We start from the raw sequence: 20,146 nt of genomic DNA, 5'->3' as shown, positions 1-20,146 counted from the left end.
TAATCCCAGTGCTCGGCTCGTTAATCCCAGTGCTCGGCTCGTTAATCCCAGTGCTCGGCTCGTTAATCCCAGTGCTTAGGTCATTATTAGGGTAGCTAGAAACGTTATTACCAGTGCTTGCACCTGTCAAGGCTTGGTCATTACCTGCTAGGCTATTCTCGCGCGCCAGACTATAAATTGCCCATCTTCCACCTGTTGATACCAGCATACCTTGCTTTACCAAGTGCTGTAACATTTTGGTGATATCAGCAGGATGATTAGGTAATAGAGTTTTTAGGCGTTGATGATTGGCTTCATTCTCAAGATAGATAGTCGCTAAGATAGCCTGCTCATCAGTGCTGAGAGCTGAGAATTCTTTGCCATATTCATTGTTTAGATATTGCATGACATCGTTTGGAAACAAGTCATTCATACTCAATTCAAGCACCGTTTGATAATTCGGCTCTCGTTTCTCATACAAAGACGGCAGTTGCCAATGACAAGCTCGCCAACCTGCTAAAATCTGTGGAATCCCCGAACCTGCCTGCTCACCTGCATTAATAAATCGAAACATCTTATGTAAGTTACGATTACGGCAATCTGATTCACCGCCTTGTAAGGATATCTCAATAGGCACACGCATTAGACCAGGATTACGAAAATAGAAGTGATTGGTGTATTTTACAATCTTGACTGATGCACGGTCACTATAGTCCGCGTGAACCAATGAATTTACCAAGGCTTCACGGATAGCTTTATGAATGGGGGTATCATCCTGCCGTTCACCATTTTTTAACTTAAAAGGAATTTTAAGGTCTTGGGGAAGTTTAGCCGATACTTTACGGTAAAAATCGAATAGATTGCCACTCCAATTCCCATCAGGTACGATTCTATCTATCCAGCGAACTGTATCATCATCAGATTCTCGCTCTTGGTAATCTAACATATACTCTGGAAAAATTTCATAAATAGCTTCTTGATGTCCGAACATCAATAGCCCAGCTTTTGTTAGTCCTTGTTCCCCTGTCTCACGATTTTTGCCATATCCACCTATTTTAGTTAAAAAACTTTGGTTATCGTCATCATTCCAAGGCGACGTAGGGTTAAAGTTAGTAAAGCGTTGGCGATACGTTTGTAGAGACGTCAAATCTAAATCTGATAACGAAAAATTGGGCAAAATATCACTATCTAGGCTATCTTTGACCTGTTCGGCAATTAACCTTTTGACTTGTTCATCAGGTAATCTAAAATCACCCTCGTGCTGCCTAATAAATGTATTACCAAAAGGATTCGCATCTAAAAATATAGGTTGTTGCTTACGAGTTGCCCTAGGGACAGAAACTAATAAGACCATCTTTCCTTGAATATCCCATTCAAAAATGTTGCTATCGGTAAGTAAGTTATAACTAACTTTATTCTTATTATTGATTGTCTTAAAAATATCATTCTTGATTTGATGAACTCGTTCAATACCGGCTACTTCAAACTTGTTGTTTTTTTTAATTTCCTTGACCCCAAGTATAATCACACCGCCATTGGTATTAGCAAACGCACTATAGCTATCCCAAAAACTATTAGGTAATTCTCCTTTACCATCTTTTCCGCCAGCAAGTTTACATTCAATATCGACACTTTCTTGAAGTTCTGACAGGCTATTTTCTGTAATTTGCTGAATAATTTGACTTATACTCATAGGTTTTCCAAGATTATTTTAACAACTCGTTTAACTGTTTCTGTAGCGTTTGTGAATGCAAGTTCATCTCCACTTGGCGATTAAACTGTTTTTCTTTATAAATGCGTTTTTGTAACTCATTGATTTGTTTGGTAAGCAGTGCAACTTTTTCGGCATGGGCAATTTTATCTTCAATGCTATTAGTTCCTTGTGACTGTGGGGAGATATTATCAACACTTTTTGATAATAAAACACCTGACGACGCTTGATTCGTAGAAAGGAGTAACTGCTCAATAAAATACTCATACAAATCCGCGATTCCAAATACAATCGGCAAATCTTCACGCTGTGTTAGATCCTGCCAATCAGTTGCGTAGTATTTGCCTAGGACGAATTTTTGGCTGTCTGCTTGGCTTTGACGTTTATAGTTTGCGATGACTTTGATTTTATCTTCAAAGACAATCTCAAAGATAATCGGTGATGGTATCAATTTATCGATAAACTGCAAAACTTTCGTATCTAGCCTTTCAACACGACTGACGATACTAAAAATTTGGATTTCTTTAATTGTCTCGCTATCGTTTAGATTAATCGTATGCGGTGAGAGCTTATACGCCCATCGGATACTTTCCACTTGCTCCACAAACAAGCGTTCGATACGGTGATTGGCACTGCCTCGTTGGTATAACTTATTTTTTGGAATAATTTTATCCACTTTAGCCGTTGACGGATAGTGATATAGCATGGGTAACTTCCTTAGTTATATAGAAAACTTGTGCAAATACCCTATAAAGAAATTCATTGGATATGACTTTTTATCATAATAGTTATCTGTTAGTTAAGACTAACACTGGGAACAAGAGACTATCGCTATCTAATTGCCCTCAATCACGATGAAGCTAATCAATTCAAAGTCATTAAGCCCAGATACCATATCCACCAAGGCAGTCGTCGACAGTCCTGAAAATAAGCTATCAATATCTTTCTCATCTTTTAGCAGCTGAATCGAATGAATCACAATATCCAATAATGCCGAATACTGTCCCATGTTTCGTCCATCATCGGTTTTGCGGTTAAAAGACTCATACGCTTTTGGTATGGGTTGGTCTATGCCACGACAGGCTTTACGAGCGACATCCAGCAGATATTTGGCTTGGGTGTAATCATATACCACATCGCCACTTTGATTGATATACACCAAGTAATACGGATACAAACGATTGGCTTGATTACCTGCCATCTGGGGGTTTCTTGCTCTTAATGTAAATATAACTCCTGCTTCTAAGCCAATTTCTGGCTGTGCGGGTACTACGGTATGCAGCCCATTCGGTAGACGTTTTAGTTCCTCATGCACTTCTAAATACCCTAATAAATCCATACGAAAATCATTAAGCCCCAAGTCCGTAATAGACACACCTGTATTGGCGTCTTCTAGGTCTAGCACCTCATTTTGTAGCTTTTGCAGCTGCTCACGTCGATATGCCATATCGTTAGCTTGTGCACTTAAGACATTATCATCCCCTGTACTGGTCATATCGACAATAACCATGCGATTTTCCACCCGCTCTCTTAGATTGATATAATCGTCAAGACTGATATCTGGCCAATAATTTACCAATTGAATCACACTGTTTGATGAACCAATGCGGTCTACCCGTCCAAAACGCTGGATGATACGTACCGGGTTCCAGTGAATATCAAAGTTAATGAGATAATCACAATCTTGTAAGTTCTGACCTTCTGAAATACAGTCAGTCGCAATCAGAATATCAATCTCCCGAGATTCTTCTGGAAAAATATCTTGTTTTTGTTTCGATTTTGGTGAGAACAAAGTTAATAAGCCCTGCATATCATAGCTCTGTCGACTCTTAACGCGGGTTTTGATGGTAGACGTATTATCGTTGCCTGTAATTTTGGCACTATGCAATCCATAGTTCTCCAATAAAAAAGGAGCAATGTTTTCATATAGATAATTAGCGGTATCCGCAAAGGCGGTAAATATAATTACTTTGTGATTACCGGGATTAATGGGATGCTGTAGCTTCTCAATGATATGACTTTTAACGTGTTGTAGCTTAGCATCATTCTTAGTGTCAATCGTAGCAATCATCCGTAACAACCCTTTGATGATTTCTCGATCACCATCAAGATCCATTCTCCAAGATAAGCGATCCATATCCGCCAAATGAATTTTCAACTTATTGCCAATTAAGTCTTCTGGATTAAGCAGTTCGCCGTTCTCATCTTGATCATAGCCCATCAAAGGCGCAATACTTACTTCGTCATCTGCCGCACGCGCATCAAAATCATCAATTTTCGCAATCACATTGCTGATGTTTTTCTCTAAAAAAGTTAGCGTTAATCTAAATGCATGGATTGAGCTTTCAAGACGCTTAAGCAGATTGACCGTCATTAATGCTTGCAGACTGCGCTCACGATCAACCTGCTTCAGTCGCCCTTTTCCTTCAACCAAAGTATCAAAAATCTCCTCATATTTACGCAAGGCGCTAGGGAAAATATACGTGACAGGCGCATAGACCGCCATTTTAATTAATGACAGCTCTGCATAAATTCGGTTGAGCGTTACAGCCTGTTTATCATTGGATAAGGGAGTGCGATATGATAGGGGTTTAAGACGCGTAGGAAACTGTCCAATAGCTGTAGTGTCATAGAATGTCTGGATATGTTTGCGCGATCTAGCAATTGTCACACTATCAAGCAGTTTAAAAAAGTCAAAATCAAGCAAGTTTAGGATTGCTTGGGTTGTACGTTCTTCAGGTTCTAGCTTTGCCCAAGTATTGAAACTTGCTTGTGCCCTACGAAAGATAGTCTCAATATCGCGCTCAGTGTCAAGTTTACTTTCTATAAAGTCTGCATTGCCTTCGTATGCCAGGGCTAGCTGATTTTTGAGATCCGTAAAATGATTATTTACAGGCGTCGCTGATAACATCAACACCTTGGTTTTTACTCCTTGACGAATGACCTTGTTCATTAAACGATCATAACGCGATTCTCGTTCCTTATACGTACCACGGTTACGAAAATTATGCGATTCATCGATAACGATTAAGTCGTAGTTACACCAATTAATTTTCGCCAAATCAATCCCTAACGTTTCACCATTGTTTCGAGATAGGTCAGTATGATAAAGGACATCATAACTAAAGCGATCGTTGGCAAAAATATTGGTGACTAAGTTGGCATTATAGTTGGTCCAGTTTGCCCCCAATTTCTTAGGGCAAAGTACCAATACGCTTTTATTACGTAGCTCATAATATTTAATCACAGCCAATGCGGTGAATGTTTTACCCAGACCGACACTGTCTGCCAAAATACAGCCATTATAAGTTTCTAATTTATTGATAATTCCAAAAGCGGCATCTTTTTGAAAATTGAATAACTTATTCCATACTACCGTATCTTGGTAGCCAGTTAAGTCATTGGGTATGACATCCGTGCTGATATCCTCCAAAAAATCCTTGAAGATATTATAGAGCATTAAGAAATAAATTCGTTCAGGTGGATTCTCCTGATATACAGACTCGATATGCTGCACGATTTGGCTAGTAACGTCTTCTACTTTGGTCGGATCATGCCAAATCCGATTGAAAAGCTGGATAAAAGTTTGTGACGTAGATTGCTCATCAAAGCAATTAACCATGTTAGATATGGCATTGCCCTTTTCAAAGCCCAAACCTGTTGGGGTAAAACCTTGAATTGGCATGTATGTCAGAGATGTCTCGGGTTGTTGAATACTAATAAATTCCTGCATAGGTGCACTACTAGTGTTTGATTTAAATATCGCTTTTCGTCTTATCCAATCAGCACATTCTTTAGCGATTGCCTTTTGTGATAATTGGTTTTTTAGATGAATTTCAAACTCGGTACCATATAGGCTACTTTCACGATCAATTTTTGGAATAATAAACTCTCGTTTTTCCTTTTTGAGTTTTTCGGTTACATCTTCCGTAATAAATGTGGGTGATGTAAATACAAATTGAAGGGAATCAACTTTTTCTAATTCTTGTTTTAAGGCCGCATAAGCGTAAATTGAAAAATAGGAAGCAGCAATTTTGAGTTTAGATTGATTATTAAGATTCTTGCCAATATCTATTCCCAAAGTGCTATTGATGTTATCGATAAGTTTCATAAATAATCTGAGTTTATTTAATTGGATTTTATTGAGCTTATTAAGGTTTTAGGGTGTAAGTCAATGTAAAATTCAAAAAAATTTAATGTCGTGTTTCTAAATTATATAAGTTTATAACTGGCGCTCATTTAGATAATTACTCATATTATTCCAATTCCCACTCACTTGCCTTTTCTCCTCAACCGAATTATGAATACGAGCCAATTGAAACACATACGACAGGTAATTATTCTTTCCAATGTAGCTAAAATGCTGATTTAACCCCAGTTCGGGATAAGCCACATTATAACTCATTGATACTATTTACAATGTTACTACCCGTCCCTGCTGAGGCATGTTTTTGATGGTGGGCTTATAGGGAAACCAGCAATAAGCAATTAAACCTGACAGCAAGTTTGTGATAAACCCCGTGACACTACGATGGCGTGAGTGTTCGATTTGGCACAAGTTTTTAAGCTCTCCAAACACCGTTTCAACCAAAGAGCGATGATTGAGTAGTGCCTCATCCATCGGCTTGAGTAATTGGGGTTTCATATTACGCCGAAGTTTGGTTATCAACGTGGTATCACTGTGTTTTGTGAGCCACTCGTTTAGGGCTTTACTGATATAGCCTCTATCCCCAAACACCTTGCCAAACACAGGCGTTGCCATATCCTTAACAGGCACTCTGTCATCCGTATTGCCCGCAGTGACTTTAACAGATACAAGCTCGCCCTTATGATTGATAATGGCGTGCAGCTTAAAGCCATAGAACCAGCCCATACTACCTTTACCTCTTTGCGCCATACTCTCAAAGACTTTGTGACGGTAGATACGCTTGTTATGACAAACTGCTATCTTGGTTGAATCAATATAGCTGATACCCGTACAGTCGCCCATCATGCTTTGCAAGTAGCTGCACAGTGGTATGATACTGCGCGGCACAAGCTCTATAAATCGCGAGTAGCTCGGCAGATTTGGAAACTCCCGTTTCATCATGCCAAGCATGTGATGGTAGTAAAACGCCTTAAACTGTCGATACCGCAGTTGATGAAACAGTACCAAGATGGTCATCATCTCTGCTACACTTATCTGGCATGCTCTTAACCTTTGGTGTCCCGTTGCGATTAAATGAGCGTCAAACTCAGGTTTGAATTGCTGATAAAAGTCGTCAATATGGCAGTATAGTTCGGTTAGGTTGTCCATGTAAGAAGTCCTTGTTGTGAAGTTTGTCTTGGTAAACTCACTTTAGCAATTTTGGGCTTCTTTTTTTATCTTTTTTTGAGCGCTTATCCCGAATTGGGGTTGATTTAAAGCTTTACGGTAAATAATTTTATTTTTCACTAGGCTATATCCTTACTTCAAAAAGTAAATAAAAAGTGCCAAACACACCTAGATTCATAGGATTTAGTATAGGAAAAAATGGCATGAATCGCACTGACAGATGAACTATGGGAGCAGGTAGAGCATACCTTGACGTAGAATGGGTGTTACATCACTACAAACACTCGTACCGTGACGGAAGCTACATACGGTGTCATCAGCATGCAAGTGGAGCTAGGGCGGGCTTTGATAAACCAATTGGACAAGGCCATGGTGGACGAACTACAAAAATCCATTTATGTTGTGGTGCCGATGGATATCTGCTCAATTTTAAAGTCACTGAAGAAGAAATTCAAGACAGTCAACTTGCACCAGAGTTAATTGGACGGGTTGAAACTGGAAAATATTTGATTACTGATAAAGGCTATGATTCAGATAGCATAAGAGACAAGGTAAGAGGAGAGAATATGACAACTGTCGTACCAACATGCAAGAATGCCAAACAGCCAAATCCCAATTTGGATAGTTATTTATACAAGCTCAGACATTTAGTAGAAAGTACGTTTACAAGGTTAAAGCAGTTTCGTAGTATGGCCACGAAATATGAGAAATTAGCTCGTAATTTTAAGTCGATGATTTACCTTGCTTGCTTAATAATCCAAGCTCAAGTGAATTAGGGACATGCCTTAATTTATCTTCGAGATAAGTTTGAAAAGCATGACCAATGAGCTCATAGTTTATTTATCAGAAAGCAACCCTGTTAAGCCAATCTAAATAAAAAAATCAAGGTTGTAGTCAGATTTCGGATTGGTCGAAAAATAACCATGGCACATTTAAGGCACAATTATGGCACAAAGATTTTTTTATGTGCCTTAGTGACAAAACGGGGTCACAGCAAATGAGTACTAATTAAATAAAATAGATTATCTAACTTGCTGATTTTAAAGCAATAAAAAAGCCACTTTGCTATAAAGTGGCTTTCTTGAATTTGGAGCGGGAAACGAGATTCGAACTCGCGACCCCGACCTTGGCAAGGTCGTGCTCTACCAACTGAGCTATTCCCGCATTAGGTGGTCAACTAGCAATTTTGAATGTTTGTTGCGTCGTTGTGGATGCGTATTATAAAGATTTTTGACACCGCGTCAAGCATTTTTGCAAAAAAAATTCAAAAAAATACGTTTTTTTTAAATTTAACTGTTTTTACTGGGTTTTATTGGAAAGTAGCTTTTTTGACTCTTTATTCTTGTATTAATTTTTTCCTTTCTACCTATAGTTATTAGCCTATTTCATCACACTCTGAAACACACCACGTATTTATTGTTACGCAATTACTGCAAATCTCAGCAGATTGTTTTTTAATGACTTCGCTATAATGCGTCTAAACCTAATATTTCTCTTGGTCCTTTTTGCTGTATTTGGAGATAACAATAAGATGAAAATTTCACAAAAACTTATGATGTCAAGTTTGGCGGCATCGGTCATTGCGGTAGGTGCCACCGGTTGCTCGACCACCACTGATACTGGGGCGATTGGCGTTGACCGTAATCAGTTGTTGGTAGTATCCAATCAGCAGGTGCAACAACTTTCAAATCAAGCTTTTCAACAAGAAATTGCCGCCGCCCGTGCCAAAGGTCTGCTTGATACCAATCCTGCCCAGTTGGCACGTTTAAAGAAAATTTCTCAACGTCTAATTGCGCAGACAGGCGCCTATCGCAGCGATGCAAGACAATGGTCTTGGGAAGTGCATGTCATTAAAAGTAATGAGCTCAATGCGCACGTATTACCAGGGGGTAAAATTGTCTTTTACTCAGGAATTATTGATCGCTTGAGTCTAACCGATGCTGAGATTGCTGCGGTCATGGGTCATGAGATGGCGCATGCATTACGCGAGCATACCCGTGAGCGTCTATCGCGTGAGGTGGCGACCCAAACAGGGATTGGTATTGCCGCAAGTGTATTAGGTTTATCTCAAGGTCAGGCACAGTTAGCAGGCTTAGCTGGGGATTTGGGTATTTCTCGTCCCAATAGCCGCACCCAAGAAACGGAAGCTGATTTGATGGGGCTAGAGTTGATGGCACGGGCAGGTTATGACCCTAATGCAGCAATTAGCCTATGGCGTAAAATGCAGAGTGCGAGCGGTCGCGGCGAACCACCTCAGTTTTTAAGTACCCACCCGGTGAGCTCAACACGTATTGCCACCATTCAATCATTATTGCCACGTGTGATGCCGTTATACCAACAAAGCCGTTACCGTTAATTTTAAATTTGTATTTTATAAGCCAATATCTAGCTGATATTGGCTTTTTTAGTGAGCAAATTTAGTGATCAAAATAAGGGGTTGATTAAAAGTTTGCTTATCCAAAATAATCCATTACCCATCAATTTACTTAACAATTGACCTACCCATCAACTTATCTAGCAAGCCTAACAAGTTGTCAAAAAACCGATTGATTGAAGTTTTTTAAATATCTCAACAGCACAGCGGCATCGTCAGTGGCATAATAAGCGTTTAGTCACAGTTATAGGGTAAATTCATGAATCAGCTTGATATTAATTTGCTAGTCTTGTTCGTCATTTTGGGCTGCGGTATCTTTGTGCACAATCCCACGATTTGGGTCAGTGCGACTGCGCTGATTATCATCAAGTTTTTACCCCACAACCAACCTATCTTTTCTTATATCCAGCAATATGGGCTCAACTTGGGTATTTTGCTGCTCACCATTGCCGTCATTGCGCCCATCGCCTCCGAACAAGTGAGTAGCAAAGCCTTGATGACCTCTTTTGCCAGTTGGCGCTCATTATTGGCCATCGCCGTGGGATTGCTGGTGACTTGGCTGGGCGCAAGAGGGGTGAACTTAATGAAAGTTGACCCCAACGTGGTCACGGGGCTGATGATTGGCACAGTAGCAGGGGTGGTATTGTTTCGCGGGGTGGCGGTGGGTCCGTTAATTGCGGCGGGGATTTTATCCTTGCTATATTGGTCCAAGTGAATCATAGAAGCTAGTGAGTCATCAAACATAGAGAAAATTTGAGCGGTATTGACACAAGATTATTTTTGCCAGTCGAGCCAATTTGATAGATTAGGCTACCTTAAAACTATGCTAAAATGGCTAAAATGCGGTAAGTGGTGACCAGTTAGGTTTGTCATTGGCTACCCATTTTTGATGAATAAAATCAGTGAACCGAGGACGACATGAGTCAACTTGCTACCCCGATTGCCGATGCCGTAACAGCGCGTTTGCAAACGTTACAGCCCAGTGTTTATCAGCTAGAAAACGAGTCAATGCGCCATGCTGGCTATTTTGAAGGCAAAGAAACCCATTTTAAATTGACTATTGTCAGTGAGGCATTTGCAGGCAAACGCTTGGTACAGCGTCATCAGTTGGTGTATGGACTCATTCATACATTACTGTCACTAGGCGGTGGGCAAATTCACGCGTTTTCAATCCATGCTTATACACAAGCAGAATGGCAAGCGGTTGGACAATCTCCTGAAAGTCCCAATTGCGCGGGACAAAACGCAAGGTAACATAGAGATAAAAAAAGAGTGTCAACATAAGCTAAAACCACAGACCTCTTGAGTTAATTTACGCTATATTATTATAAAAAAGGTTGATGTATGAAACATGCACATATGCTGATGGCATTGATTTTAATTGCCTTATTCTTGTGGCAAGCCGTGTTGGTATTTACCGCACCAAAAGGACAAAGCTTACCAAAATCTGCCAAAATCGGCGCACACTTGATGTATGCCTTGGTGATTTTAACAGGCGCGGTGACGGCGATGCCATTGTTTGGCGCAGGTATAGTGCCGCACTGGTTGATTGCCAAGATTGTGTTACTCATTGTTGCCATTTCAGCGACTGTCAAAGCCACGCGCCAGACGACTACGCCCAATCAAGCCAAAATAGGTATGTTGATTGCTTTTATTGCCTATATGGGTATTTTGACGCTGGCGTTTGTTAAACCGCTCAACCTATTTTAAGGCTGAAGCAGTTAGCATAAGGGAGTAGGATGATGAAAAAATTAGCTATCTCGATACTTTTAGCGGCTGCCACTACGGCAGGCTTGACAGGGTGTATGACCACGCCTACCCCTAAATACGTATCCGCCAACAATTACCAAAGCTATGACTGTGTTGCGCTTGCCAATGAATACACACGCGTCAATCAATACATTGATGCCAATGCCAACCAGCGCACGGGCTTGCAAGCTTCAGGCATTGGGATTGGCGTATCGGGCAATCGCCATGGTATTTATCCTACCGTGAGTGTCGGTTTAGGCTCAATCAATGGCGGCAACCGTCATAATCTATCGATTGCTATGGGACAACGTGATGCGATGCTACAAGCCGCTCGTTTAAAACAATGCCCCTTTGCTACCGGCATCAAACTCTATAGCGAAAAATAATTTATCCCATTTTACCCTGTTGAGTATAGAACCCATCTTTCATAGTGAGATGGGTTTTTTTATGGTGAGCCAAATCATTGGCTGGGTTAGAGGTAGTAAGTGTCATTGAATACTTATTGAATATTTTTTTAACCTAAAGATAATTTTTATTTCGATAAAGATTGTCTCGTTTTAGATTGACAAGTCCATAATTTATTGATTAATATGTCACATATTGATGATTAAACACGGTAAAAATTTTAAAAAAATGAATTAAAATGAGTGTTATAACAATACTTTAAGTCAAGGAATACTTAGGTATTAATCAGTGGGTAAAATTTTTTACTTAGTTAAGCACGAGGTTTTCATTAGCTTTCGTCAATACCTTTAGTAAACACACCAAAAAAAACGATAGAAAAACACGATAGTAAGGATGCTACCATGACCAAAGACGTGCTAACCCTGCCACGCATCGTAATGGGTGCGAAATCTGCCAACGCCCCACTGACCCAAAGCTATGATAAAGGCCCTGTCACACCACTGATAGAATTGACCATTGGTGATTTTTTTGATCAGATGGTGGAACAAAACCCCGATAAAGACGCCTTAGTTTCCGCTCACCAAAACATTCGGCTCACCTACCGCGAACTACAGCGTAAAGTCAATCAGCTAGCCAGCAGCATGATTCGTATGGGTCTGCAAAAAGGTGATCGCGTGGGTATTTGGTCACACAACAACGTTGAATGGGTCATCATGCAATTGGCGACTGCCAAAGCCGGTATCATACTGGTCAACATCAACCCCGCGTATCGTATCTTTGAGCTTGAATACGCCATCAACAAAGTCGACTGCCAAGTGCTAGTATTGATGCGCCACTTCAGATCTAGCGACTACGCGGTGATGCTTCAAGAGCTTGCACCTGAAGCGCGTCACCAAAGCTACCAAAATTTAGAGCTCGTGCAATTACCCAATCTCAAACGTGTCATCTGGATTGACAGCCCAGAGTCCACTGAGGATTTTAGCTATATGCAAAAATTCTCGGCGTGGATTGCCGAAGGCGATGCCGATGATCCGGCAGTGGCGGAACGTGCCAAAAAGCTCAACCCCAATAACCCCATCAATATCCAATTTACCAGTGGCACCACAGGCACGCCCAAAGGCGCGACGCTTACCCACCGCAATATTTTGAACAACGGTTATTTCATCGGTGAAGCCATGAACCTCTCTGCCGATGACCGTCTGTGTATCCCTGTCCCGCTCTACCACTGTTTTGGAATGGTACTGGGCAACCTTGCCATTTTGACCCACGGTGGCACGATTGTGTATCCCAATGATGGCTTTGACCCCATCACTGTACTTGAAACCGTGCAAAAAGAACAATGTACAGGTCTGCATGGTGTCCCGACTATGTTTATCGCCGAGCTTGACCACCCGGACTTTGCCAATTATGACTTATCGACTTTGCGTACCGGCATCATGGCAGGCTCAAGCTGTCCGATTGAGGTCATGCGCCGCGTGATTGACCAAATGCACATGAAAGAAGTCACCATTGCCTATGGCATGACCGAAACATCGCCCGTATCTTGTCAAACCAACCAGCACACGCCACTTGAAAAACAAGTCTCAACCGTCGGTCTGGTACAACCAAACCTAGAAGTCAAAATCGTCAACCCAGAAACAGGCGAAACGCTTGGCATCGGTGAGACAGGTGAGCTGTGTACCAAAGGTTACTCAATCATGCTCGGCTATTGGAATGACACCAATAAAACGGCCGAAGCCATTGTCGATGGCTGGATGTATACCGGTGACTTGGCAACCATGGACGAAGAAGGTTATGTCAAAATCGTCGGGCGTAGTAAAGATATGGTGATTCGCGGTGGTGAAAACATTTACCCTGTTGAAATCGAAAACTACCTATATCGCCACCCAAAAATCCGTGACGTCCAAATCGTGGGTGTACCCGACAAGAAATTCGGTGAAGTCCTTGCCGCTTGGATTATCCCCAAAAAAGACAGCAACTTAACCGAACAAGACATTCGCGATTTTTGTAAAGATCACATCGCGCACTATAAAGTGCCGACTTACATGAAGTTTGTCGACGAGTTCCCAATGACCGTCACGGGTAAAATTCAAAAATTCAAAATCGTGGAAGCGATGAAACAAGAATTGGGACTCTAAATTTTCAACTTCATCAAAAACTTAACATAAATACAGAGGGCATCTGATAGCAATTTAGCTGCACCCTTTGACAGAATTAGGATTTACAATGACGGTTATCCAAAGTAAATTAAGCCCAAATGGCGCGGAATTTCAAGCCAATGCCGCTGCCATGCAAACTATCGTTGATGACCTCAAAGCCAAGCTTGCGGTCATTGCTCAGGGCGGTTCAGCGGCTGCACGCGCCAAACATGTGGCTCGGGGTAAGCTATTGCCGCGTGAACGTGTCGAGCGCTTGCTAGATGCCGGTACGCCATTTTTGGAAGTCTCACCGATGGCAGCGTATGGCATGTATGATGCCGATATTCCTGCCGCAGGCGTGATTGCTGGCATTGGTCGCGTCGCTGGTATTGACTGTATGATTGTGTGTAACGATGCCACCGTCAAAGGCGGCACTTACTACCCGATGACGGTCAAAAAACATTTACGAGCGCAAGAAATCGCGCGAGAAAACCGCTTGCCATGTATCTATTTGGTAGACTCTGGCGGCGCGAACTTACCCAACCAAGATGAAGTATTCCCAGATAAAGACCACTTTGGTCGTATCTTTTTTAACCAAGCCAATATGAGCGCCGAAGGCATTCCCCAAATCGCCGTCGTCATGGGTAGCTGTACTGCAGGTGGCGCCTATGTGCCCGCCATGAGTGACGAGTCGATTATCGTCAAAGATCAAGGGACAATTTTTTTGGGCGGACCGCCGCTGGTCAAAGCTGCCACAGGTGAAGAAGTGACCGCCGAAGATTTAGGCGGTGGCGATGTGCATACCCGTCTGTCAGGTGTGGTTGACCACCTTGCCCAAAACGATTTGCACGCGTTATCACTGGCACGCAACATCGTCGGCAATTTAAACCAACAAAAAACGCCTATCCACCACGCTACCGCGCAAAAAACCCCGCGTCCACCCAAATACGACGCCAAAGAATTGTACGGCATCATCCCAACTGACACCCGTAAGCCCTTTGATATCCGTGAAATCATCGCACGTATCGTCGATGGTAGTGAATTTGACGAGTTTAAAGCCCGTTTTGGCACGACGCTGGTGTGTGGTTTTGCGCATATTGAAGGTATGCCAGTGGGTATTATCGCGAACAACGGTATTTTATTTAGCGAATCAGCGCAAAAAGCCACCCATTTTATCGAGCTATGCTGCAAACGTAAAATTCCGCTGGTGTTTCTGCAAAATATCACAGGCTTTATGGTGGGGCGCAAATACGAAAATGAAGGGATTGCCCGTCATGGTGCCAAAATGGTGATGGCGGTTGCCAATGCTAAAGTGCCGAAGTTTACTGTGATTGTCGGCGGCTCATTCGGCGCGGGTAACTACGGTATGTGTGGTCGTGCGTACAGTCCACGTTTCTTGTGGATGTGGCCAAATGCGCGTATCTCAGTGATGGGTGGCGAGCAAGCTGCGTCGGTATTAGCAACGGTCAAACGCAGCCAATACCATGCCAAAGGTGAGCACTGGTCAAGCGAGGACGAAGAAGCGTTCAAAGCGCCAGTGCGTCAGCAATTTGATGAGCAAGGTCATCCGTATTATGCCTCGGCTAGACTGTGGGATGATGGCGTGATTGACCCAGCTGATACCCGACAAGTATTGGCACTGGGCTTAAGTGCCGCTTACAACGCACCGATTGAAGACACCACCTTTGGTGTATTTAGAATGTAATTTTCAGCGTGTAAAATCGGAAGTCTTGGTTGTTTGTTCTATCACCATTGAGCAAGCATCAAAAAAGCTTCAACTTTATCCAACAAAAAAGGAAAAACACGATGAAATTACCGACTTATGATAGCTTACTGTTAGACATTGACCAGCACGTAGCGACCATTACCCTCAATCGCCCAGACAAACGCAATGCTTTTAATGACGATGTCATCCAAGAACTGACCGATGTGTTTCAATTTTGCGCTGCGCAAGACGAAGTGCGTGCGGTGGTATTGACTGCCAATGGCAAAGCCTTCTGTGCCGGCGCAGACCTAAACTGGATGCGTGCGATGGCGGATTATAGCCACGATGAAAACTTGGCAGACGCAGGCAAGCTTGCGCAAATGCTAGCGACCATCTATCACTGTCCAAAACCCACCGTCGCTGCCATTCAAGGCGATGTATATGCCGGTGGTATGGGTCTTGTGGCGGCTTGTGATATCGCTATTAGCGTCAAAAACGCCAATTTTTGCTTAAGTGAGGTCAAACTTGGCTTGATTCCTGCGACCATTAGCCCGTATGTGATTCGTGCGATGGGTGCAAGAGCCGCGCATCGGTACTTTTTGACGGCTGAAGTATTTGATGCCAAAGAAGCCAAAAAAATCGGTTTTATCCATGAGCGGGTGGATGAAGAAGAGTTTACACAAAGCCTTGATAACTTGGTCAAACACTTGGTTAACGCCAGCCCAAATGCTGTTAAGGTTTGTAAAAAACTGGTGCAGGACGTGGCGTATGCCGAGATTAATGAGCAGTTAATCAAAAATACCGTTGCAGGCATTGCCGATATTCGTGCATCCGCCGAGGGTAAAGAAGGGGTACAGTCATTCTTGCAGAAACGTAAACCAAGCTGGTTAAACAATTAATTGATGTGATAAAAAAGCTAAAGGCATACCATGAAAGAACTATTTTTCCCACTTACAATGATTGTTATTTCAACTTTAACAACACCTGCCTTTGCCAAAGACAAATTGCCAATTAATGCAGTTAATGCCATTGAACAAACCTTAACCAAATACTATGGCAATCAATATCAAAATGACTGTTTATTTTTTTCTCATGATGAAACTCATTATTGTGCCAAAGTAACGAACGCAGAAATCAAAACATTGAATGGCAAATCCCAACTTTATGTATTGGTCAATGGTGATTATGCAGAACCAGGGTTAGATGCAGGGCATGTAACCGAAGGTATTGGCGGGTTATTCATTTTTAATCAAGTCAATAACCAGTGGCAACTAGCCGCAGCCCAACCCTATATTACGAATGGGGCTTACGGAAGCTCGCAACTAGGTAATTTTAAATTGGTACAAATTGCACCAGACAAATTCGGCTGGTATGGCGAATATGGCTATACTTCGACAGGTTGTACTGAGGTGAATAAGCATATTTATGCCCAAGTCGGCAATCAAGTCAAAGCCATTTTCATGGCTGACCCCCTTGATAGCGACTGTTCAGGCAACGGTGATGGTTGGGATTCTTATGAAAGTAAGCTTACGATTTTAAGCCAAAAATCGGCAATCAACGGTTTTTACCCTATACAAATTAACGCTATTGAGCATGATTATCCCGATAATCATAACGTCAAAAAGGGTAAGGTCAAAAAATCAAATTACCAAATGACTTATAAACCTAGTGCTCAAAAATATATTCGATAATCGGTAAAAAGAATTTGCCAACGGATTTTACAAATAAGGGAATTATGACTATGTTTTCAAAAATCTTAATAGCCAACCGGGGTGAGATTGCTTGCCGCGTGGCAGCCACCGCCAAAAAACTGGGCGTGCGTACCGTTGCGGTATATTCAGACGCTGACCGCTTTGCCAAGCACATTGCCGTGTGTGATGAAGCCATTTATATAGGCGGTTCTGCGCCCAAAGACAGCTACCTGCGTTGGGAGCGCATTTTGAAGGCTGCCAAGCAGACAGGCGCACAAGCGATTCACCCTGGCTATGGGTTTTTGAGTGAAAACGACGAATTTGCCCAAGCGTGCGTGGATGCGGGTTTGGTGTTTATCGGTCCCCCTGCGTCTGCCATCACCGCCATGGGGCTTAAAGCCGAGTCCAAACGCTTGATGGAAGCTGCCAACGTACCGCTCATTCCAGGGTATCATGGCACCAACCAAGACCCTGAGTTTTTGCATAGCGAGGCCGACAAAATTGGCTACCCTGTGCTAATCAAAGCCAGCTCTGGTGGCGGCGGCAAAGGGATGCGGTTAGTTGAAAAAACCGAAGACTTTATTGACGCCTTAGGCTCATGTCAACGTGAAGCCATTAGTAGCTTTGGCAATGATAGCGTATTGATCGAAAAATACGCCCTGCGTCCCCGCCATATTGAAATTCAAGTTTTCGGCGATAGCCACGGCAACTATGTATATTTGTTTGAGCGTGATTGCTCGGTACAGCGCCGCCACCAAAAAGTGCTCGAAGAAGCCCCTGCCCCCGATGTCAGCGTGGCAATGCGGGAGGCGATGGGCGCAGCGGCGATAGCGGCGGCAAAAGCGGTCAATTATGTGGGGGCGGGTACGGTTGAATTTATCGTGGAGCAACGTGAGTGTTCACCCGAAGATAAGTTTGGCGGCATGAATTTCTACTTTATGGAAATGAATACCCGTCTGCAAGTAGAACACCCCGTCACTGAAGCCATTACCGGTACTGACCTTGTCGAGTGGCAACTGCGTGTTGCTAGCGGCGAGCCGTTACCAAAACAACAAGCAGACTTGACCATCAACGGTCATGCGATTGAAGCGCGTATCAATGCTGAAAACCCAGACAACAACTTCTTGCCCGCCACAGGTACGCTAAATATTTACCGCACGCCAACTCACAGCGAGTTTCGGGTGTCAGATGTGCGTATAGATGATGGGGTACGCGAAGGCGATGTCATCAGTCCTTACTATGACTCGATGATTGCCAAACTCATCGTCCATGCGCCAACCCGTGAGCAAGCGCTTGCCAAACTAGACCAAGCTTTAGCAGAAACCCGTATTGTCGGTCTGCCCAACAACGTGGCGTTTTTACGTCACGTGGTGCAATCAGATTCGTTCAAATATGCCAATCTTGACACTGCATTGATTGAACGTGAAAAAGACGTACTGTTTGGTCAGCAGCGCGGTGAATTACCTTGGCTGGTAGCAACCGCGATTGTCAACGAGCTTGCCCAAGAAGCGCAAACCCAAAACCACGACCCTTTTAGCAAAACCGACGCATGGCGCGCGTATAGCCACTATGAGCGTCCGTTTGATTTGGTGTATCACGATAAGCCTCTACGTGCGGTTATCAGCCAAATTAACGAGCAAGTTCAGGGGCAAGCATTTCATCTAACGCTTAACGCCATTGCCAAAGCGGAAAAACAAGGCGCGGACGTTGTCACGCCCATCTATCAAGGCGATGTTCGTTATTTGCCCACTGCCGATGATACTTTTACCCTATGGCTAAGTGACGGAGCAACAGCCGGCAAGCGCCAACAGATGCAGGCATGGCGACACAATGAGCAAGTATATGTGTTCTCAAATCATGCCAGCGATGTCATCACCTTGGTCGATAGCATGGCGCATGTGGGCATTGAGCCCCAAGATGGTGGTAGCCTCAAGTCGCCCATGCCAGGTCAAGTGGTGGCGTTTCGGGTCAATGTGGGCGATGAAGTGAAAAAAGGTCAAGCCTTGGCAGTGATTGAGGCGATGAAGATTGAGCATACCATCAATGCCCCTGCTGATGGCACGGTGGCAGAGTTGCTGTTCAAAGCAGGGGATTTGGTGTCGGATGGCGATGAGCTATTAAAACTTGATACGGGCAGCCAATCATGAACTATCCAAACTTTGTCAAAATCATCGACGTGGGCGCAAGAGACGGACTACAAAACGAAAAACAAACCGTACCCAGCGACGTCAAAATTGAGTTGATTAACGGCTTGATTGATGCAGGGGTGCGCAAGCTTGAAGCCACTAGCTTTGTGTCGCCAAAGTGGGTACCACAAATGGCGGACAATGATGCCGTATTAGATGGCATTAGCAAGCGCGATGACGTGGTATATTCGGTGCTCACACCCAATATGAAAGGCTTTGATGCCGCCCTTGCCCACCGTGACCAATTTGCCAATTATGAAGTAGTGATTTTTGGCTCAGCGAGTGAAGCCTTTAGCCAAAAAAATATCAACTGTAGCATCGCTGAGAGTATCGAGCGTTTTGCCCCCGTGGCTGACGCCGCTAAAGCGCATGGTATCAAGGTGCGCGGTGTCATCTCTTGTACCGTGGGCTGCCCGTATGAAGGGGATATTTCAGCCGATAAAATCGCCTATGTGACAGAAAAACTCGTTGCCATTGGCGCTGAACATATTGGCATTGCTGACACTATCGGCGTGGGCACGCCCATCAAGGTGCAAAAAGCGTTGGATGCTGCCTTGCGTTATATTGATGTTGACAATGTCTCTGGGCATTTTCACGACACCTATGGTCAAGCGCTTAGCAATACTTTAGCAGCATTACAAATGGGTGTATGGCAGTTTGATACCTCGGTGGCAGGGCTTGGCGGGTGTCCATATGCCAAAGGCGCAACCGGCAATGTCGCTACTGAAGATGTGGTATATCTGCTACATGGCATGGGTATTGAAACGGGCATTGACCTCGACAAACTGGTCGATGTCGGACAAAAAATCAGCGCGTTTTTGGGCAGACAAAATGGCTCAAAGGTGGCAACAGCAATTTTAAATAAACGACTTAGTTAAGTTACCTTACATTTAT

At 43.2% G+C, this 20,146-nt stretch carries 15 protein-coding genes, 1 tRNA gene and 1 pseudogene; 12 read left to right on the top strand and 5 right to left on the bottom strand.

The annotated features are described in order from the left end of the window. The 4 genes from RTJ53_RS04510 to RTJ53_RS04495 form a co-directional block, all read right to left on the bottom strand. On the bottom strand, positions 1 to 1,672 hold a 1,672-nt coding region (locus tag RTJ53_RS04510; RefSeq protein ID WP_312276034.1), incomplete at its 3' end, for an RNA-binding domain-containing protein. A gap of 13 nt (positions 1,673 to 1,685) precedes the next feature. Next, positions 1,686 to 2,396, bottom strand: a complete 711-nt coding sequence (locus RTJ53_RS04505) for a DUF4391 domain-containing protein (protein ID WP_312276033.1) — start codon at positions 2,394 to 2,396, stop codon at positions 1,686 to 1,688. A gap of 129 nt (positions 2,397 to 2,525) precedes the next feature. Then, complete coding sequence (locus RTJ53_RS04500) at positions 2,526 to 5,801, bottom strand: helicase-related protein (protein WP_312276032.1); 3,276 nt, start codon at positions 5,799 to 5,801, stop codon at positions 2,526 to 2,528. A 303-nt stretch (positions 5,802 to 6,104) separates the two neighbouring features. Beyond that, on the bottom strand, positions 6,105 to 6,986 hold the full coding sequence (locus RTJ53_RS04495; RefSeq protein WP_312276031.1) for an IS982 family transposase: 882 nt from the start codon (positions 6,984 to 6,986) through the stop codon (positions 6,105 to 6,107). 257 nt (positions 6,987 to 7,243) lie between these two features. Here RTJ53_RS04495 and RTJ53_RS04490 point away from each other — a divergent pair. Further along, a pseudogene (locus RTJ53_RS04490) lies at positions 7,244 to 7,780 on the top strand (IS5 family transposase); the annotation flags it as partial. Positions 7,781 to 8,092: 312 nt separating this feature from the next. On the opposite strand, the gene RTJ53_RS04485 reads toward RTJ53_RS04490, so the two are convergent. Beyond that, positions 8,093 to 8,168 (bottom strand) — tRNA-Gly (locus tag RTJ53_RS04485). A gap of 367 nt (positions 8,169 to 8,535) precedes the next feature. Here RTJ53_RS04485 and RTJ53_RS04480 point away from each other — a divergent pair. The 11 genes from RTJ53_RS04480 (at position 8,536) to RTJ53_RS04430 (ending at position 20,130) form a co-directional block, all read left to right on the top strand. Continuing rightward, positions 8,536 to 9,360 carry a M48 family metallopeptidase gene (locus RTJ53_RS04480; RefSeq protein WP_409418135.1) on the top strand — a complete coding sequence of 275 codons (825 nt, stop codon included), beginning with the start codon at positions 8,536 to 8,538 and terminating at the stop codon, positions 9,358 to 9,360. A 277-nt stretch (positions 9,361 to 9,637) separates the two neighbouring features. Continuing rightward, complete coding sequence (locus RTJ53_RS04475; protein WP_060996159.1) at positions 9,638 to 10,093, top strand: DUF441 domain-containing protein; 456 nt, start codon at positions 9,638 to 9,640, stop codon at positions 10,091 to 10,093. 203 nt (positions 10,094 to 10,296) lie between these two features. Continuing rightward, positions 10,297 to 10,632 carry a BolA family protein gene (locus RTJ53_RS04470; protein WP_312276030.1) on the top strand — a complete coding sequence of 112 codons (336 nt, stop codon included), beginning with the start codon at positions 10,297 to 10,299 and terminating at the stop codon, positions 10,630 to 10,632. A 90-nt stretch (positions 10,633 to 10,722) separates the two neighbouring features. After that, positions 10,723 to 11,088 (top strand): SirB2 family protein, encoded by a 366-nt coding sequence (locus RTJ53_RS04465; RefSeq protein ID WP_312276029.1) that lies wholly within the window; start codon positions 10,723 to 10,725, stop codon positions 11,086 to 11,088. A 29-nt stretch (positions 11,089 to 11,117) separates the two neighbouring features. Beyond that, positions 11,118 to 11,513, top strand: coding sequence for a hypothetical protein (locus RTJ53_RS04460; RefSeq protein WP_312276028.1), 396 nt, complete (start codon positions 11,118 to 11,120; stop codon positions 11,511 to 11,513). A gap of 420 nt (positions 11,514 to 11,933) precedes the next feature. Next, complete coding sequence (locus tag RTJ53_RS04455) at positions 11,934 to 13,670, top strand: AMP-binding protein (RefSeq protein ID WP_312276027.1); 1,737 nt, start codon at positions 11,934 to 11,936, stop codon at positions 13,668 to 13,670. Between the two features lie 88 nt (positions 13,671 to 13,758). Then, positions 13,759 to 15,375: a carboxyl transferase domain-containing protein gene (locus tag RTJ53_RS04450; RefSeq protein WP_312276026.1), complete on the top strand. Its 1,617-nt coding sequence runs from the start codon at positions 13,759 to 13,761 to the stop codon at positions 15,373 to 15,375. A gap of 101 nt (positions 15,376 to 15,476) precedes the next feature. After that, positions 15,477 to 16,274: an enoyl-CoA hydratase/isomerase family protein gene (locus RTJ53_RS04445; protein WP_312276025.1), complete on the top strand. Its 798-nt coding sequence runs from the start codon at positions 15,477 to 15,479 to the stop codon at positions 16,272 to 16,274. Positions 16,275 to 16,304: 30 nt separating this feature from the next. Next, positions 16,305 to 17,066 (top strand): hypothetical protein, encoded by a 762-nt coding sequence (locus tag RTJ53_RS04440; protein WP_312276024.1) that lies wholly within the window; start codon positions 16,305 to 16,307, stop codon positions 17,064 to 17,066. Positions 17,067 to 17,116: 50 nt separating this feature from the next. Then, positions 17,117 to 19,213, top strand: a complete 2,097-nt coding sequence (locus RTJ53_RS04435) for an acetyl/propionyl/methylcrotonyl-CoA carboxylase subunit alpha (protein ID WP_312276215.1) — start codon at positions 17,117 to 17,119, stop codon at positions 19,211 to 19,213. Beyond that, the gene (locus RTJ53_RS04430) at positions 19,210 to 20,130 is read left to right on the top strand and encodes a hydroxymethylglutaryl-CoA lyase (RefSeq protein WP_312276023.1); all 921 of its coding nucleotides are present in this window, start codon (positions 19,210 to 19,212) and stop codon (positions 20,128 to 20,130) included. The genes RTJ53_RS04435 and RTJ53_RS04430 overlap by 4 nt, the downstream gene beginning before the upstream one ends. The last annotated feature ends 16 nt before the right edge of the window (positions 20,131 to 20,146 follow it).

Source organism: Moraxella sp. CTOTU46711, assembly GCF_031975715.1.
Taxonomy (GTDB): domain Bacteria; phylum Pseudomonadota; class Gammaproteobacteria; order Pseudomonadales; family Moraxellaceae; genus Faucicola.
Note: the sequence above shows the minus strand (reverse complement) of the source record. Positions and strands in the feature narration are given on the sequence as shown.

What these genes read in the sequence shown, in the direction of transcription:
- RTJ53_RS04465 (WP_312276029.1), top strand. Translation starts at nt 10,723, where the DNA reads ATGAAACATGCACATATGCTGATGGCATTGATTTTAATTGCCTTATTC.
- RTJ53_RS04495 (WP_312276031.1), bottom strand. Translation starts at nt 6,986, where the DNA reads ATGGACAACCTAACCGAACTATACTGCCATATTGACGACTTTTATCAG.
- RTJ53_RS04480 (WP_409418135.1), top strand. Translation starts at nt 8,536, where the DNA reads ATGAAAATTTCACAAAAACTTATGATGTCAAGTTTGGCGGCATCGGTC.
- RTJ53_RS04500 (WP_312276032.1), bottom strand. Translation starts at nt 5,801, where the DNA reads ATGAAACTTATCGATAACATCAATAGCACTTTGGGAATAGATATTGGC.
- RTJ53_RS04475 (WP_060996159.1), top strand. Translation starts at nt 9,638, where the DNA reads ATGAATCAGCTTGATATTAATTTGCTAGTCTTGTTCGTCATTTTGGGC.
- RTJ53_RS04505 (WP_312276033.1), bottom strand. Translation starts at nt 2,396, where the DNA reads ATGCTATATCACTATCCGTCAACGGCTAAAGTGGATAAAATTATTCCA.
- RTJ53_RS04455 (WP_312276027.1), top strand. Translation starts at nt 11,934, where the DNA reads ATGACCAAAGACGTGCTAACCCTGCCACGCATCGTAATGGGTGCGAAA.
- RTJ53_RS04450 (WP_312276026.1), top strand. Translation starts at nt 13,759, where the DNA reads ATGACGGTTATCCAAAGTAAATTAAGCCCAAATGGCGCGGAATTTCAA.
- RTJ53_RS04435 (WP_312276215.1), top strand. Translation starts at nt 17,117, where the DNA reads ATGTTTTCAAAAATCTTAATAGCCAACCGGGGTGAGATTGCTTGCCGC.
- RTJ53_RS04430 (WP_312276023.1), top strand. Translation starts at nt 19,210, where the DNA reads ATGAACTATCCAAACTTTGTCAAAATCATCGACGTGGGCGCAAGAGAC.
- RTJ53_RS04445 (WP_312276025.1), top strand. Translation starts at nt 15,477, where the DNA reads ATGAAATTACCGACTTATGATAGCTTACTGTTAGACATTGACCAGCAC.
- RTJ53_RS04460 (WP_312276028.1), top strand. Translation starts at nt 11,118, where the DNA reads ATGATGAAAAAATTAGCTATCTCGATACTTTTAGCGGCTGCCACTACG.
- RTJ53_RS04440 (WP_312276024.1), top strand. Translation starts at nt 16,305, where the DNA reads ATGAAAGAACTATTTTTCCCACTTACAATGATTGTTATTTCAACTTTA.
- RTJ53_RS04470 (WP_312276030.1), top strand. Translation starts at nt 10,297, where the DNA reads ATGAGTCAACTTGCTACCCCGATTGCCGATGCCGTAACAGCGCGTTTG.